This is a genomic window from Falsiroseomonas tokyonensis, from assembly GCF_019024325.1.
Lineage (GTDB): Bacteria > Pseudomonadota > Alphaproteobacteria > Acetobacterales > Acetobacteraceae > Falsiroseomonas > Falsiroseomonas tokyonensis.
Window position 1 is genome coordinate 921376 of record NZ_JAFNJS010000001.1, and the last position, 14698, is coordinate 936073.

Annotated in this window: 19 protein-coding genes; 6 read left to right on the plus strand and 13 right to left on the minus strand. The window is 70.7% G+C overall.

Annotated elements, in window-relative coordinates:
* Positions 1-21 precede the first annotated feature (21 nt).
* Positions 22-873 carry an amidohydrolase family protein gene (locus J3S20_RS04085; RefSeq protein WP_216834842.1) on the plus strand — a complete coding sequence of 284 codons (852 nt, stop codon included), beginning with the start codon at positions 22-24 and terminating at the stop codon, positions 871-873.
* Here the strand turns inward: J3S20_RS04085 and J3S20_RS04090 are convergent.
* The 13 genes from J3S20_RS04090 to J3S20_RS04150 form a co-directional block, all read right to left on the minus strand.
* Positions 858-1874 carry a PAS domain-containing sensor histidine kinase gene (locus tag J3S20_RS04090; RefSeq protein WP_216834844.1) on the minus strand — a complete coding sequence of 339 codons (1017 nt, stop codon included), beginning with the start codon at positions 1872-1874 and terminating at the stop codon, positions 858-860. The genes J3S20_RS04085 and J3S20_RS04090 overlap by 16 nt on opposite strands.
* 57 nt (positions 1875-1931) lie before the next feature.
* Positions 1932-2255: a hypothetical protein gene (locus J3S20_RS04095; protein ID WP_216834846.1), complete on the minus strand. Its 324-nt coding sequence runs from the start codon at positions 2253-2255 to the stop codon at positions 1932-1934.
* The gene (locus J3S20_RS04100) at positions 2252-2929 is read right to left on the minus strand and encodes an AzlC family ABC transporter permease (protein WP_216834847.1); all 678 of its coding nucleotides are present in this window, start codon (positions 2927-2929) and stop codon (positions 2252-2254) included. Before J3S20_RS04100 ends, J3S20_RS04095 begins: the two co-directional genes overlap by 4 nt.
* A 46-nt stretch (positions 2930-2975) precedes the next feature.
* Positions 2976-3797 (minus strand): EcsC family protein, encoded by an 822-nt coding sequence (locus J3S20_RS04105; RefSeq protein ID WP_216834849.1) that lies wholly within the window; start codon positions 3795-3797, stop codon positions 2976-2978.
* Between the two features lie 18 nt (positions 3798-3815).
* Positions 3816-4205 carry a type II toxin-antitoxin system death-on-curing family toxin gene (locus J3S20_RS04110; protein ID WP_216834851.1) on the minus strand — a complete coding sequence of 130 codons (390 nt, stop codon included), beginning with the start codon at positions 4203-4205 and terminating at the stop codon, positions 3816-3818.
* Positions 4206-4218: 13 nt separating this feature from the next.
* The gene (locus tag J3S20_RS04115) at positions 4219-4443 is read right to left on the minus strand and encodes an AbrB/MazE/SpoVT family DNA-binding domain-containing protein (protein ID WP_216834853.1); all 225 of its coding nucleotides are present in this window, start codon (positions 4441-4443) and stop codon (positions 4219-4221) included.
* 98 nt (positions 4444-4541) lie between these two features.
* Complete coding sequence (gene hslU, locus J3S20_RS04120; protein WP_216834855.1) at positions 4542-5858, minus strand: ATP-dependent protease ATPase subunit HslU; 1317 nt, start codon at positions 5856-5858, stop codon at positions 4542-4544.
* Positions 5855-6433, minus strand: a complete 579-nt coding sequence (gene hslV / locus J3S20_RS04125; RefSeq protein WP_216834857.1) for an ATP-dependent protease subunit HslV — start codon at positions 6431-6433, stop codon at positions 5855-5857. The genes hslU and hslV overlap by 4 nt, the downstream gene beginning before the upstream one ends.
* 161 nt (positions 6434-6594) lie before the next feature.
* On the minus strand, positions 6595-7422 hold the full coding sequence (locus J3S20_RS04130; RefSeq protein WP_216834859.1) for a metallophosphoesterase family protein: 828 nt from the start codon (positions 7420-7422) through the stop codon (positions 6595-6597).
* A gap of 4 nt (positions 7423-7426) precedes the next feature.
* Entirely contained in the window at positions 7427-8698 is a 1272-nt protein-coding gene (locus J3S20_RS04135; protein WP_216834860.1) for an ABC transporter substrate-binding protein, read from the minus strand.
* Between the two features lie 25 nt (positions 8699-8723).
* The gene (locus J3S20_RS04140; protein WP_216834862.1) at positions 8724-9560 is read right to left on the minus strand and encodes a carbohydrate ABC transporter permease; all 837 of its coding nucleotides are present in this window, start codon (positions 9558-9560) and stop codon (positions 8724-8726) included.
* Positions 9553-10464 (minus strand): carbohydrate ABC transporter permease, encoded by a 912-nt coding sequence (locus tag J3S20_RS04145; RefSeq protein WP_246602252.1) that lies wholly within the window; start codon positions 10462-10464, stop codon positions 9553-9555. The genes J3S20_RS04140 and J3S20_RS04145 overlap by 8 nt, the downstream gene beginning before the upstream one ends.
* Positions 10457-11560: an ABC transporter ATP-binding protein gene (locus tag J3S20_RS04150; RefSeq protein WP_343215149.1), complete on the minus strand. Its 1104-nt coding sequence runs from the start codon at positions 11558-11560 to the stop codon at positions 10457-10459. Before J3S20_RS04150 ends, J3S20_RS04145 begins: the two co-directional genes overlap by 8 nt.
* Before the next feature lie 161 nt (positions 11561-11721).
* On the opposite strand from J3S20_RS04150, the gene hisB reads away from it, so the two are divergent.
* The 5 genes from hisB to hisA are packed head-to-tail and all read left to right on the plus strand — an operon-like array spanning position 11722 to position 14695.
* Positions 11722-12318, plus strand: a complete 597-nt coding sequence (gene hisB, locus J3S20_RS04155) for an imidazoleglycerol-phosphate dehydratase HisB (RefSeq protein ID WP_216834868.1) — start codon at positions 11722-11724, stop codon at positions 12316-12318.
* A gap of 1 nt (position 12319) precedes the next feature.
* A complete protein-coding gene (locus J3S20_RS04160; protein ID WP_216834870.1) occupies positions 12320-12718 on the plus strand; it encodes a DUF2628 domain-containing protein in 399 nt (132 codons plus the stop codon).
* A complete protein-coding gene (gene hisH, locus J3S20_RS04165) occupies positions 12715-13371 on the plus strand; it encodes an imidazole glycerol phosphate synthase subunit HisH (protein WP_216834871.1) in 657 nt (218 codons plus the stop codon). The genes J3S20_RS04160 and hisH overlap by 4 nt, the downstream gene beginning before the upstream one ends.
* Positions 13372-13381: 10 nt before the next feature.
* The gene (locus tag J3S20_RS04170) at positions 13382-13960 is read left to right on the plus strand and encodes a GNAT family N-acetyltransferase (protein WP_216834874.1); all 579 of its coding nucleotides are present in this window, start codon (positions 13382-13384) and stop codon (positions 13958-13960) included.
* A gap of 9 nt (positions 13961-13969) precedes the next feature.
* Entirely contained in the window at positions 13970-14695 is a 726-nt protein-coding gene (hisA, locus tag J3S20_RS04175) for a 1-(5-phosphoribosyl)-5-[(5-phosphoribosylamino)methylideneamino]imidazole-4-carboxamide isomerase (RefSeq protein ID WP_216834876.1), read from the plus strand.
* The last annotated feature ends 3 nt before the right edge of the window (positions 14696-14698 follow it).

A 14698-nucleotide genomic window follows, 5' to 3' on the forward strand; every position in this document is an offset into this window, starting at 1 on the left:
TGTGGCGCTAGCCTAGACGTCATGGATGATGCCGCCAAAATTCCCTTTACCGAAGCCTTGGCGCCGCCGCGCCTGGCGGTGCCGCCCGGCGCGGTGGATTGCCACCACCACATCTATGACGCCGCCGCCCCCGTGGCCCCCGGCGCCCGGCCGCATGGCAGCGCCAGGCTGGCGGACCATGCGCGGCTGCTGGAGAGGCTCCGCGTGGATCGGCATGTGCTGGTGCAGCCCTCCACCTATGGCCTCGACAACGCGCTGCATCTGGCGGCGTTGCGGCAGGCCGGGCCGGCGCGGGCGCGCATGGTCGCGGTGGTGCGGCCGGATTTCGATGCCGGGATGGCGCGAGAGATGGCAGCGGCCGGCGTGGTCGGCGCGCGGGCCAATCTGGTGCAGGGCATTCCGCTGGCGCCGGCGGATGTGGCGCCGCTGGCCCGACGCATGGCCGATCTCGGCTGGCACCTGCAGATTTTTGCGAGTGCCGCACTGATCGCGGAGCTGGCGCCGGTGTTGCGCGCGGCCCCCTGCCCCGTCGTCTTCGACCATTTCGCTCAGCTACCGCTGTCCGACTGGGCCGCGCATCCGGCCTGGGGCGTGGTGATGGATCTGGTCCAGGCCGGGCGCGGCTGGGTGAAGCTGTCCTCCCCCTACAGCCTGGACCAGGCCCGCCCGGAGGCGGTGGGCCCCTTGGCCCGCGCGCTGGTGGAGGCGGCGCCGGAGCGGATGGTCTGGGGCACCAACTGGCCGCATCCCAATGCGGAAGCCATCCCGGACGATGCCGCGCTGCTCGACCTGCTGGCGGATTGGGCGCCGCAGGCCTCGACCCGGCAGGCGATCCTGGTGGACAACCCGGCGCAACTCTACGGCTTCGGCTGAGCGCCATCGCCCGGCGGCCCGGCCCAGCAGGCCAGGGGAAAGCGCAGCTCCGCCCGCAAGCCATCCGGGGCCCAGTCCAGCCGCTGCGTGCCGCCCAGCCGGCGGATCTGCGACTGGATGACCGCCATGCCCGTGCCCTTGCGGAGCGGCGGCGCGGCGAGCGGCGGGCCGCCCTGCTCCGCCCAGCGCAGCACCACCTCCGCCCCCTCGATGCGCGCCACGATCCGCACCACGCCCTCGGCCGCGGCCAGGGCGCCGTGCTTCGCGGCATTGGTCGCCATCTCATAGAGGATCATCGCCACCGGCTGCACCGACTGCGCCACCAGGTCCGGCACATCCTCCGACTCCAGCGTGATATGGTCGCGATAGGCGGCGAGTTCGGAGGCGACCAGCAGGGCGAAGGCGGCCGGGTGCTGCATGGCCTGGTCGAGCAGTGTCTGGGTGCGGGCGAGCGAATGGATCCGCCCTTCCAGCCGCCGCTTGTAGTCCGGCAGATCCTCCGCCTGCGTCAGCCGCACCAGGGACTGGACCACGGCCAAGGTATTGTTGGCGCGGTGGTTCACCTCCCGCACCAGAAGGCTGCGGCGTGCCTCGGCCTCGACCAGCTCGGTCACGTCGCGCAGCATGCCGACGATATGGGTGCGGGCGCCCGGCGGGCCGAACATGCGGCCCAGGAATTCGATATGGCGGATGGCGCGGTCGGTCTGGCGGATGATGCGGACGCGCTCGCAATAGATGTCGCGGTCGCGTTCGCCGCGCAGGTCGGCGGCGAAGGTGGCGCGGGCGGCCTCCAGTTCGTCGGGGTGGTAGCAGTCCCAAAAGCCGGTGCGATCCACCGGCATCTTAGGCGGCACGGGCAGGCCGAACATGGCGAAGGCATTGGGCGAGACCACCACCTGCCCGGTGGTCATATTGGATTCGAAGAATGCGATGCCGAAGTTTTCCATCGCCAGGCGCGCGCGTTCCTGCCCCGCCTCGGAGCCCAGGTCGAACCCGATCATGCGCGCCCCAATCCCCGCAGGCTGCGACCCTTCCCCCCTTCTTCAACCAGAAGTGTATCAGCCCGTTAACGCCCGGGCCAGCAGCAGCGCGGCCAGGCCGGCGCCCATGGCGGGCAGCAGGCGGCCCGGCAGCAGGCGGAAGGCGAGGAAGCCGGCCGCCAGCCCCGCCAGCCGCGCCGCCAGCGGCACCGTCGCCAGCAGCCCCGCCGGCGCCGCGATGGCCAGGGTGACGAAGGCGGCGAGCGTGGCGACGGAGACGGCGGAGGCCCAGGCGATGGCCGGATGATCGGGCCGCAGCGCACCGCCCAGCAGCAGGCCGCAGCCGCGCAGCGCCAGGCCGATGCCGATGGTGAAGGCCAGCGCCGCATCGGCCTGGCTCACCGCAGGCGGTTCCAGAGGAAGGCGAGGGTCCCGCCCAGCAGCCCGGCCAGCGGCAGCCCCCAGGCGCCGCCGACCGCGAAGGCCAGCGGCGCGGCCAGGATGCCGGCCAGCAGCGCCGGCGCGACGCCGGGCCGCGCCGCATCGGCGGCCAGCAGCAGGGCGAAATAGAGCGGATTGGCGAAAAGCAGCGCGGCGCGGAATTCGGCCGGCAGCAGCGGCGCGGCCAGATGCCCCGCGGCGGTGGCCGCCATGGCGGCGCACCAGGAGGCCAGGGCGAAGCCCAGGAACCAGGGCAGGCGCGCGGCGTCCGGCAGGCCGGGCAGCACGCGCATGCCGGCGGCCCAGGGGGTGATGGCGATGAAGGGCAGCACCAGCCAGCGCCGCCCGCCGCGGCCGAGCAGCGGCGCGATGGCCACCGCCATGGGCAGGAAGCGCGCATTGGCCGCCGTCGCCGCAATGGTGGCCGGCAGCGCGGCGCCGCCGCCGGCCGCCAGCTGCAGCAGCACCAGCTGCCCCGCCATGCCATAGACCGCGCCGGTGCAGAGCAGCGCCCAGGGCAGCGAGAGCCCGGCCTCCGCCACCGCGGCGCCGAAGGCCAGGAAGGTGGCGCCCATGGCGAGCGCCGGCGCACCCAGCGCCTGCGCCATTCCCTGCCGTGCCGCGCCCGCTGCCATGCGCGGCAGAGTGGCCCGCGCCCCCGCCGGTGTCAGCCCCGGCGGGTCAGTTCATGAAGCGGGCGTCGCGCTGGGTGGCCAGCTCCTCATACGCGGCCTTCACCGCGACCTTGCCATGCAGGCGTTCCAGCCGGCGGACGGTGAAATGGCCCTCGGCGATGCCCCGGAAATGCTCGAGGAAGGCGATGTTCACCGCCGCCCCCGCCGCCGCGCCGATCACCGGCGCCGCCTGGGCCGAGAGTTTCAGCGCCACCGGCCCGCCGAAGCGCGCCGCGATGGTGCCAAGGAAGCCGGGCAGCAACGCGCCGGCCATGCCCTTGCCGACGGCGCCCTTCAGCGCCTCCGCCAGCGCCAGGCGGACGGCGAAATAGCCGGAGTCCGAGGCGTCATCCTGCTTGTCCCGGCCGCCCAGCGCAAAAACCTTCAGGCATTCGGCGGCGATCAGCGGGTCCTCCAGCGTCTCCCCATTCGCCTCCGCCACCGCCGCGATCTGGCGCAGCAGCAGGGTGGTGGAAACCGGTAGTTCCACCAGCGTGCCCGGCAGGCCGAAGGCGCCGCCCGCCGCGCCGGCCGCCGCCGCCAGGCCCCGGTGGAACCAGGCAGAAGGCAGCGGCGTGGGATTGGCCGAAGGCTGCGCCTTCAGCGCGGCCTGCATGGCGCTGGAGAGGGCGCGCTTCACCGCGCCGTCCAGCATGGACTGCGCTGCGCCGGGCAGCCGGTTCTTCAGCGCCTCGATCGGCGTGCCGATGGCGGCCGAGAAGCGGGCGGCGAGGGAGACATCCTCCAGCTGCGCCACGGCGCGCGCCAGCTCGGCACGGGCCTCGGCGGGCAGGATGTCGGGAGGCGGGGGGGCGAGGGTGATGGACATGAAGCAGGATATGGGGTGTCAGGGGCGCGGTCCGGTATGGGCGCGCAGCCAAATTGCGAAGTCGCTTTCGGACATTTCGCCCGTTGCGACTGACAACATGGTGAGGACGCAGTTCGCGTCGTCGGCGGTCAGGTCCAGGCCATTCAGTCCGAGGAAGGCTTCGACCGCCACGAAAGCTGTGCGCTTGTTGCCATCGATGAACGGATGGTTGCGGGCAATGCCGCAGCCGAGCGCCGCGGCGAGGGCGGGAAGGTCCGCGGCTTCATAGGCCTGGAGGTTCAGCGGCCGGGCCAGCGCGCTTTCCAGAAGGCCGCGATCCCGCAGGCCTTCGCCGCCCCCATGTTCGGCGATCTGTTCCTCATGGATGGCCAGCGCGACGTCGATCGTGATCCAGGTGATGTCGGCCATCACCTGGATGCCGTCACTTGGCGAGTTCGCGCAGCACTGCGCGCCGGCGGCGCATCACCGCGCGGGCTTCTTCCATCTGCCGCTCGAACTCCGGATCGGCGCGCTTCAGGCGAATACCGTCCGGGCTGTCCACCAGGTGCAGCGTGTCGCCCTCCCGAAGGTCGAGCTTCGAGAGCACGTCCTTCGGTAGGACGACCCCGACCGAATTGCCGATCGCCCGCAGCTTGAGGGTTGCCACGCATGCCTCCATCGTCCATCGGAACGACCGATGTGTCAACGGAAGTTATAACTTCAGGCCAAAGATTAGTCCATCTAATCTTCGCGCTTACCGCGACATCACAGGATGAACTTCGACAGATCCGCATTCCCCGCCAGCGGCGCCACGCGGGTCCGCACCAGCTCGGCATCCACCGAGATGCTCTCCCCGCCCCGGTCCGAGGCAGTGAAGGAAATCTCGTCCAGCAGCCGCTCCATCACCGTCGCCAGCCGCCGCGCGCCGATGTTCTCGACCGTCGCGTTGATCTCGGCCGCGAGGTCGGCGATCGCATCCGTCGCGCCCTCGGTGATGTCGAGCGTCACGCCCTCCGTCCCCAGCAGCGCGATGTACTGTTTTACCAATGAATGCTCCGGCTCCTTCAGGATGCGGCGGAAGTCCTCGCGGGTCAGGGCGGAGAGTTCCACGCGGATCGGCAGGCGGCCCTGCAGTTCGGGCAGCAGGTCGCTCGGCTTGGCCTGGTGGAAGGCGCCGGAGGTGATGAACAGGATGTGGTCGGTCTTCACCGGCCCGTGCTTCGTCGTCACCGTCGTGCCCTCGATCAGCGGCAGCAGATCCCGCTGCACGCCTTCGCGGGACACGTCGCCGCCGCGCACGCCGCCCTCGCCGGTGCGGGCACAGACCTTGTCGATCTCGTCGATGAAGACAATGCCGTTGTTCTCGGCATTGGAGATCGCCTCACGGGTCAGCGCCTCCTGGTCCAGCAGCTTGTCGGCCTCGTCCTTGATCAGATGCTGGCGGGCTTCCGCCACCTGCATCTTGCGCGGCTTCGTCCGCCCGCCGAACATCTTGCCCAGCATCTCCTGCATGTTCCCCATCTGCGGGGGCATGCCGGGCATGTCCATCATGCCGATGGGCGCGGCCTGTTCGGCCACCTGCACCTCGATCTCGCGCGTCTCGAGGCTGCCCTCGCGCAGCATGCGGCGGAATTTCTGGCGGGTTTCGCCGGCGGCGCCCTCGCCGACCAGCGCGGTCACCAGCCGTTCCTCGGCATTCAGCTCCGCCTTGGCCTGCACCGCCTTGCGGGACTGGTCGCGCGTCTGGGTGATGCTGACCTCGATCAGGTCGCGAATGATGCTTTCGACGTCGCGGCCGACATAGCCGACCTCGGTGAACTTGGTCGCCTCCACCTTCAGGAAGGGGGCATTGGCCAGGCGCGCCAGGCGGCGGGCGATTTCCGTCTTGCCGCAGCCGGTCGGCCCGATCATCAGGATGTTCTTCGGCACCACTTCTTCCCGCAGCCCGGGGGCGAGCTGCTGGCGGCGCCAGCGGTTGCGCAGCGCGATGGCGACCGCGCGCTTGGCGTCGTTCTGGCCGACGATGTGGCGGTCGAGCTCGCTGACGATTTCCCGCGGGGAGAGATTCACGGTTTCCGTCACGATTCGATGGTCTCCAGCACGATATTGCCGTTGGTGTAGACGCAGATGCCGGCGGCGATGGCCATGGATCGCTTGGCGATCTCCTCGGCCGAAAGCCCTTCCACCGGCAGCAGCGCGCGCGCGGCGGCGAGGGCGAAATTGCCGCCGGAGCCGATGCCGATGATGGCGTCCTCCGGCTCCAGCACATCGCCCTGGCCGGTCAGCAGCAGGCTGCGCTTGCCGTCGGCGACGGCCAGCAGCGCCTCCAGCCGACGCAGGTAGCGGTCGGTGCGCCAGTCCTTGGCGAGCTCGACGCAGGCGCGCTCCAGCTGGTCCGGGAAGCGTTCCAGCTTGGCCTCAAGCCGTTCCAGCAGGGTGAAGGCATCCGCCGTGGCGCCGGCGAAACCGGCCAGGACCTTGCCCTGGGCGATGCGGCGGACTTTTCTGGCATTGCCTTTGACCACGGTCTGGCCGAGCGAGACCTGGCCATCGCCGGCCATGGCGACGCGTCCGTCCTTGCGGACGCAGAGAATGGTGGTGCCGTGCCAGCCCAAGGGGTCGTGGGGGGAGGAGGGAGGTGCGTGTGTCGCGTGCATCCCGCCCAGATGGCGCGGGGCAGGGCCGGCGGCAAGCCACCCCGCCCCGGGCGCCTACAGCACCAGATCTGTCCGAATGGACTGATCTGGTGCTGTAGGTGCTATGGTTCTGGGAAAGCACGAAATCGGCTCACACTGGATCAGCGTGAGCCGATAGTGCTTTACGCGGCGGCGCGCGGGTAGGTCTGCGCCCGCAGGTCGTCGAGGCTCGGCGTCTCCATCCCCTCGGGCGAGAGCAGCACCGTCTCCACATGGTCCTCATGCAGGTGGTGCAGCAGCGCCCCACACACCCTTGCGCCGGGCAGGCCGGGCTGTTCGGACGGATCCACGATGAAGGACAGCGGCGGGGCCCAGGCGTAGCTGACGCGGCCCAGCATCACCTGCCGGTGCAGGTGCAGATGGCCGGAGGCAACCAGCCGCAGCCCGGGATGCTCCAGCACCGGCAGCAGCGCGGCGCGGGCCTGGGGCGGCACCGACCAGTAGTCGAAGGTCGGATCGGCGAATTTCGTCACGAAGACCGGTTTGTGCAGGAACAGCGCGATGCGGCGGTCGCCGGCGCCGGCCGCGGCCTCCGCGATGAAATCGGCCTGGGCGGCTTCCTCCGCATGGCCGGTGCCCATCACCTCGGAATTCAGCCCGATGACGCGCCAGCCGGGCAGGTCCACCACCCCGCGGCCCGGCCCGCAATGGGCGCGGAAGCGGTCCAGCCGCGCGCTGTCAAAAGGCTGGCGCGGCATGGTGTGGGGATGGCTGCCGGTGTCGTGGTTGCCGGGCAGCGCCAGCAGCGGCGCCGGGAAGACGCCGTGCAGTTCGGCGGCCAGCACCAGATCCTCGTCATGGTCCGCGCCATCCAGCGACAGGTCGCCGGAGGCCACGATCAGGTCCGGCGGCGAGGCCTCCGCGAGGGTGCGGATGCGGGCCAGATTGCCGCGGAACAGGTCGTTCCGCGGCGAGAGATGCGCGTCGCTGAGCTGCAGGATCGACGGCACCGTGTCAGCTCCGGCGCGGCAGCAGGCGGCGGACCTCGGCGGCCATCTCGGGCAGCACCACCTCGGGGGTCGCCTGGCCCTCCACCACGCGGGCCATGCTGTCCACCATCACCTGCGTCACGCGGACGCTCTGCGTGCCGGGAAAGGCATACCAGGGGATCATGCGGTCCACCTGCTCGGTCGCGGTGCGGAACAGCGGGTTCTCGCGGTAGAACTCGCCGAGGTAGCGCGGGTCGTCGATCGCGATCTGGTTCACCGGGACATAGCCGGTGTTCTTCGCCATCAGCGCCGTGCCTTCCGGGCTGGTGGAGAAGCGCAGGAACTTCCAGGCGGCCTCGCGCTTCGTCGCATCGCGCGCCGTCAGCATGCCCGCCGCGCCGCCCGTCGGCAGCTTGCCGTCCGGTGCCACCTGCGGGAAGTGCGCGGTGCGCAGCTCGAAATTGCGGCCGGTAGACTGGATCATGTTGCGCAGGAAGGCGGTGCTGCCGAAGCGCATGCCGAGCTTGCCGGCGGCGAAGGCCTGAAGCGCGGTGGTCGCGTTCAGGTTGGGCATGCCGCCCTCGGTCACCATGCGGCGCAGCAGGCGCAGGCTGGCGAGGCCTTCGGGGCCGGCGAAGCCGACATCGCGCTCATCCGGCGTCAGCATCCGCGCGCCATGGCTGAACAGCAGGGCGGAGAACATCCAGTCGTCGCCGGGCCACTGAAACCACATGCCGTCGGTGCCGTCGCGCAGCGCCTCGATCCGCGCGGACAGTTCGATCACGCCGTCCCAGCTCTTCGGGAAGGCCGCGGGGTCGGCATCGACGCCGAGGCGGCGGAACAGGTCGGCATTGTAGTAGGAAATGGGGTTCGAGGCCGCGAAGGCGAGGCCGGACTGGAAGCCGCCGAAATGCGCCAGCGCCAGCAGGCCGGGCGTGTAGCCCTGCGCGGCCGGGTCACCCTCTCGCGCCAGCAGCGGCGCCAGGTCCTGCGCGATGCCGCGCTCGGCGAAGACGCGCAGGCGGTTGAAGCCCTGGTAGGACAGGTCCGGCAGCTGGTTCGTCGCGGCCTGGCGCAGCACCAGCTGCGTGCCTTCCTCGTAGTTCGGCGTGGTGATGAAGTTGATGCGGATGCCCGGCTCGCGCTTCGCGAATTCCGCCGCGATCGCGTCGTAGCATTCCTTGTAGATCTGCGGCTGCGCGTAGTGGACGGTGATTTCCGTGCTTTGCTGCGCACGCAGGGCGGGAGCGGCAAGCAGGGCGGCGCCGGTGGTCAGCGCGAGGCGGCGTGTGATCATGCGCGTGTCTCCGATTGACAAAAAATCAGCCCTTGAGGCCGGTGGTGGCGATGCCCTCGACGAAGCGGCGCTGGGCAAACAGGAAGGCCAGCACCAGCGGCGCCGTCATGATCACGGCGGCGGCCATCAGCGCGGCGAAATCGTCGCCGGCCTCGTCGGAGCGGAAGAACAGCACGCCGAGGGCAGGGGTGGCGCGGGACGGCCCCTCCACCACGATCAGCGGCCAGAACAGGTCGTTCCAATGCGCGACGACCGAGAAGATCGCGAAGGCGGTGGCCGCCGGCCAGGCATTGGGCAGCACCACGCGCCAGACGATCCCGGCCTCGGACATGCCATCCAGCCGCGCGGCATGGATCAGCTCATCCGGCAATGCCTTGAAGAACTGGCGGAACAGGAAGATCGCGAAGACGGAGATGGTGAAGGGCAGGATCAGCGCGGCGTAGGTGTTCAGCATCCCGAGCTGGCTGAAGCCGACATACAAAGGCAGCGCCGGCACATGCGGCGGCACCAGCAGGCCGAGCATCACCGCGCCAAAGGCGATGTCCCGCCCCGGAAAGCGCAGTTTTGCCAGCGCATATCCGGCTGGCACGGCAAACAGCAGCTGGAAGGCCAGGATGCCGGCGCAGACCACGATGCCGTTCCAGATGTATTGGAACACCGGGACGCGGGCAAAGACCTTGCCGTAGTTCTCGACTGCGAAAAAACGTTCGGGCCATAGTGCGAGGCTGGCGCGGAACAGCTCGTCCAGTGGCTTCAGGCTGGCCGAGACCATCCAGACATAGGGCGCCAGCACCAGCAGCCCGAGGGCGGCCAGCAGCAGCAGCCGCGGCGCATCCGCGAGCCAGGAACGGCGCTCATCCATAATGGATCTTCCGGTCCAAGGCCTTGGTCTGCAGCCAGACCAAGCCGAGCACGATGACGAGGAACACCAGCGTGATCGCCGCCGAATAGCCGAGCCGCAGATAGGTGAAGCCCTCGCGGTACATGGTGTAGAGCAGTACTTCGGAGGCGCGGTTCGGCCCGCCCTGCGTCAGCACCGCCACCGTGTCGAAGACGCGGACGCTGCGGATCAGCGTGATGGTGACGACGAAGAGCGTGGTGGGGCCGAGCAGCGGCCAGGTCACCAGGCGGAAGCGGTCCACAGCGCGCCGCGCGCCATCCATCTGCGCCGCCGCATAGAGCTCTCGCGGAATGGCGGTCAGCCCCGCCAGGAACAGCACCATGGTATAGCCGAGATTCTCCCACACCCCGATCGCGGCGAGGCTCGCCAGCACCCAGTCGGAGGAGGAGAGCCAGAAGGGCGGATCGGCGATGCCGAGGCGCCGCAGCGCCGCGTTCAGCGGCCCGATGGTGGGGTGCAGCAGGTACTGCCACGCCGCCGCCATGGCGACGGTCAGCGAGACGACCGGCAGGAAGAACACTGCGCGGAACAGCGCCCGGCCGCGGATACCGGCCTCGATCAGCAGCGCGGCGCCGAGGCCGAGCGCGATCGACAGCGGCGTGACGATGCCGACATAGATGACGGTGTTCCGCAGCGAGACCGCAAAACCGCGATCCGCCAGCAGCTCCGAAAAATTGTCGAGCCCGATCCAGGCGAAGCCCGGCATGCCGAGCTCGTAGTCGGTGAAGGCGAGCGCCACGGCGGCCAGCGTCGGCAGCAGCAGCATCACCGCATAGGCGATGGCCGCCGGCGCGGTCAGCATCAGCCCGGCCAGCGCCTCGCCGATTGGCGCGGCACGGCGGAGGGGAAGGACGGCGTCAGACAAGGGCGCGTTCCGCCGGCGCATGCGCGGCGACGCGCCGGCCCGCCGCATCGAACAGCAGGGCGCGGGCGGGGTCGAAGCCCAGGCGCAGCGCGGTGCCGGGGCGCGGGCGCGGGGCCTCGGGCGGCAGGCGCAGGATCACCGGCTCGCCGCTGGCGTGGCGGGCATGCAGCAGCACGCTTTCGCCCAGGAATTCGACCGCTTCTGCCGTGGCGGCAATGCCGGATTCGGCGATCCACAGATCCTCGGGCCGCAGCGCCAGCGTCAGCGGACCGGGCGTGGCCACCAGGCCCACCGCCTCGCCGGCCAGCCGCACCACGCCGTCAGCGCCGGCCTCAGCGGCCAAAGTGTTGATGCGGGGGCTGCCGATGAAGGTGGCCACCCGCAGGTCCTGCGGGTCGGCGTAGATCTCCTCCGGCGTGGCCACCTGCAGGATGCGGCCTGCCATCATCACCGCGACCCGGTCGGCCATGGTCAGGGCCTCCGTCTGGTCATGCGTGACATAGAGGGTGGCGACGCCGGCGGCGCGGTGGATGTCCACGATCTCCCGCCGCGTCTGCACCCGCAGCGCGGCATCGAGGTTGGACAGTGGCTCGTCCATCAGGAAGGCGGCGGGGCGGCGGATGATGGCGCGGGCCAGCGCCACCCGCTGCCGCTGGCCGCCCGAGAGCTGGCCGGGCCGGCGGTCCAGCATCGCCTCCAGGCCAAGGGACCGGGCGACGGCGGCCACATCCTGCGCGATGGCGGCGCGGCGGCGGGCGGCCCCGGGCAGAAAGCGGCCGAGCAGCGGCAGCCGGTCCGCGCCCGACAGGCGCCGCATGGCCAGCGGGACGGCGATGTTCTGGGCCACCGTCAGATGCGGGTAGAGGGCGTAGGACTGGAAGACCATGGCGATGTCCCGGTCCGCCGCGCGGCTTCGGGTCACGTCCCGCCCGCCCACCAGGATCCGTCCCGCATCGGCCGATTCGATGCCGGCCACGATCCGCATGAGGGTGGTCTTGCCGCAGCCGGAGGGGCCGACCAGCGCGATGAACTCGCCCTGCCCCACCGTCAGCGACACGTCGTTCAGGGCAGCCACCGCGCCAAAGCGCTTGGCCACCGAGGAAATCTGGATACCCGCCATGGCGCGCCTTATCGGGGCGGCCGATGACGCCAGGATGCGAATTGGGTGAAACTTGGGTTGCAGGCGCGGCCGCTTCCGGACCGACCCTCCCCCAGCCACAAGTGGACCCGGCCCGCCCTATCGGCTAGTGCAACGCCATGACGCGCCAAGCCAGCCTCGCCCGCGCCACTTCGGAAACGAATATCCGCCTGACGCTCGACCTGGATGGCCGCGGCAGCGCCGATGTCGCGACCGGGGTCGGCTTCTTCGACCATATGCTGACGGCGCTCGCCCGGCATTCCCTGGTCGACCTGACGGTGGCGGCCAAGGGCGACCTGCATATCGACGATCACCATACGGTGGAGGATGTGGGCATCGTGCTCGGCCAGGCGCTGCGCCAGGCGCTGGGAGACAAGCGCGGCATCCGCCGCTTCGGCCAATGCCTGCTGCCGATGGACGAGGCGCTGGCCGAGGCCGCCATCGACATTTCGGGCCGGCCCTACCTCGCCTGGTCCGTCGCCTTCCAGCGCCCCAAGATCGGCACCTTCGACACCGAGCTGGTTGAGGAATTCTTCCGGGCCTTCGCCTTCAATGCCGGCATCACCCTGCATGTGACGTTGAAGGCCGGCACCAACGCGCACCATGTGGCGGAGGCCTGCTTCAAAGCGGTCGCGCGCGCATTGCGGATGGCGGTGGAGATGGACCCGCGGACTTTGGGCGAAATCCCCTCCACCAAGGGTTCGCTGGAGGGCTGAGATGAAGCTCTACACCGTCCACGCCGAAGCCCCGCCGCCGCCGGGCCCCGAAGGCTGGCCCGAGCCCAAGGCGCGCCCGCCGGTCCTGGTGAAGGAAGGCTTTTCCCTGGCCGCCGCCATCTTCGGCCCCCTGTGGTTCGCCTGGAACCGGCTGTGGTGGGAGGCTCTGGGCCTCTTCCTGCTGATCGCGGCTGCCAGCCTGCTGCTGCCGGAGGCGCTGGCCGGCGTCGTGGTGCCCGCTTTGCATGTGCTGGCGGGCTTCGAGGCGCGGGACCGCCTGCGCGCCCGCCTGGCCCGCCGCGGCCAGAAGCTGGCCGGCGTGGTGGCGGCGCCCGACCTCGAAATCGCGTGGTTCCGCCTGATGCAGCAGCGGCCGGACCTGGTGCGCAGCGCGCCATGAAAATTGCCATCGTCGACCCCGGCTCGGGCAACCTCGCCTCGGTGCTGCGCGCGCTGGAGCGGGTGGCCGGCGAATCCGGCCTGCCGGCCGAGATCGCCGTCACCACGCTCGCCGCCGATGTGCGGGCCGCCGACCGCATCGTGCTGCCCGGCCAGGGCGCCTTCGCCGCCTGCCGCCGCGGGCTGGATGCCCTGCCCGGCATGGTCGAGGCGTTGAACGACGCGGTGATCGCTGAAAAAAAGCCGTTCCTCGGGATCTGCGTCGGCATGCAGCTGATGGCGGCGCGCGGGCTGGAGCATGGGGTGACGCCGGGCCTCGGCTGGATCGCCGGCGAGATCGCGCCGATGGACCCGCGCGGGACGGATGGTACCGCCCTGCCGCTGCCGCAGATGGGCTGGAACGGGCTGGACCTGGCCCAGCCGGCGCATCCGCTGCTGGCCGGCCTCGCCCCCGGCCAGCACGCCTATTTCGTGCATTCCTATGCCCTGGCGGGCGGCGATCCTGCGCAGCTTCTGGCCAGTACGAGCTATGGCGGCCCGGTCGCGGCCATCGTCGGGCGGGACAACCTGGCCGGAACGCAGTTCCACGTGGAGAAAAGCAGCCTGGTCGGCCTGCGCATCCTGGCGAATTTCCTGACATGGGCCCCGTCCTGAAATGGGCCCGATGACCGCGCGGGCCGGCGGGCATGATCTCTCGGTGGAGCTCGCCACCGGGCTGACGCCGCACGACCTCGCGGACCTCTGCGAGGCGACGAACGCCGCGATCATCGAGGGTGGCGGCTTCGGCTGGGTGCAGAGCCAGGACCGGGCCGCGCTGGCGCGGCATTTCCGCGGCGTGCTGCTGGTGCCGGACCGCAGCCTGTTCATCGCGCGCCTCGACGGCACCGTGGTCGGCAGCGCCCAGCTGCTGCGCCCGCCCCGCAACAACGAGGCCCAGGCCTTCGCCGCCCAGCTGACCCACGCCTATATCGCCCCCTATGCCCGCGGCTTCGGCCTGGCGCGGCAGCTGGTGGCCCGCGTCGAGGAATTCGCCGCGGGCGCGGGCATCCGCGTGCTGAACCTCGACGTGCGGGAGACGCAGGAAAGCGCCATCTCGCTGTTCGAGGCGCTGGGCTATACGCGCTGGGGTACCCACCCCGCCTATGCGCGGGTCGATGGCCGCACCGTTGCCGGCCATTTCTACCACAAGCTGCTGGAGCCCGGGCGCGGCCGCAGCACGGACAGCCTGATCAGCGTCAGATAGGACACGCGCATGGGACTGACCTTGTACCCGGCCATCGACCTGAAGGCGGGCCAGGTGGTGCGGCTGAAGCGCGGCGACATGGCGCAGGCCACCATCTACAATGCGGATCCCGCGGCCCAGGCGGCGGACTTCGCCCGTGCCGGCTTCGCCTGGGTGCATGTGGTGGACCTGGACGGCGCCTTCGCCGGCAAGCCGGCCAATGCGGCGGCCGTGCAGGCCATCATCGCGGCGGTGCCGGGGCTTTCGGTGCAGCTCGGCGGCGGGATCCGGGACATGGCGACGGCGGAGGCCTGGCTCACCGCCGGTGTCACCCGCATCATCCTGGGCTCGGCCGCGGTGAAGGACCCCGATTTCGCCCGCGCCGCCTGCCGCGCCTTCCCCGGGCGCGTCGCGCTCGGCATCGATGCGCGGGACGGGTTCGTGGCGACGGAGGGCTGGGCCGAGACCAGCGGTACCACAGCGACCGAGCTCGCCACCGGCTTCGCCGAAAGCGGCGCGGCGGCCATCATCTACACCGACATCGCCCGCGACGGCATGCTGACCGGCGTGAATGTCGCGGCGACCGCGGCGCTGGCCCGCGCTGTGCCGATCCCGGTCATCGCCTCGGGCGGCCTGGCCTCCACCGACGATATCGTGGCGCTGAGGGCGGATGGCGTGGTGGCCGGGGCCATCCTCGGCCGGGCGTTGTATGACGGGCGGGTGGATCCGGCGGCGGCCTTGCGGCTGGCGGCCTAGCCC

Coding starts and splice junctions, on each gene's coding strand:
- J3S20_RS04100 (WP_216834847.1), bottom strand. CDS start 2,929: ATGGCAGCGGGCGCGGCACGGCAGGGAATGGCGCAGGCGCTGGGTGCG.
- hisH (WP_216834871.1), top strand. CDS start 12,715: ATGAAAATTGCCATCGTCGACCCCGGCTCGGGCAACCTCGCCTCGGTG.
- J3S20_RS04085 (WP_216834842.1), top strand. CDS start 22: ATGGATGATGCCGCCAAAATTCCCTTTACCGAAGCCTTGGCGCCGCCG.
- J3S20_RS04140 (WP_216834862.1), bottom strand. CDS start 9,560: ATGGATGAGCGCCGTTCCTGGCTCGCGGATGCGCCGCGGCTGCTGCTG.
- hslV (WP_216834857.1), bottom strand. CDS start 6,433: ATGCACGCGACACACGCACCTCCCTCCTCCCCCCACGACCCCTTGGGC.
- hisA (WP_216834876.1), top strand. CDS start 13,970: ATGGGACTGACCTTGTACCCGGCCATCGACCTGAAGGCGGGCCAGGTG.
- J3S20_RS04135 (WP_216834860.1), bottom strand. CDS start 8,698: ATGATCACACGCCGCCTCGCGCTGACCACCGGCGCCGCCCTGCTTGCC.
- J3S20_RS04110 (WP_216834851.1), bottom strand. CDS start 4,205: ATGGCCGACATCACCTGGATCACGATCGACGTCGCGCTGGCCATCCAT.
- J3S20_RS04105 (WP_216834849.1), bottom strand. CDS start 3,797: ATGTCCATCACCCTCGCCCCCCCGCCTCCCGACATCCTGCCCGCCGAG.
- J3S20_RS04090 (WP_216834844.1), bottom strand. CDS start 1,874: ATGATCGGGTTCGACCTGGGCTCCGAGGCGGGGCAGGAACGCGCGCGC.
- J3S20_RS04170 (WP_216834874.1), top strand. CDS start 13,382: ATGACCGCGCGGGCCGGCGGGCATGATCTCTCGGTGGAGCTCGCCACC.
- J3S20_RS04160 (WP_216834870.1), top strand. CDS start 12,320: ATGAAGCTCTACACCGTCCACGCCGAAGCCCCGCCGCCGCCGGGCCCC.
- hisB (WP_216834868.1), top strand. CDS start 11,722: ATGACGCGCCAAGCCAGCCTCGCCCGCGCCACTTCGGAAACGAATATC.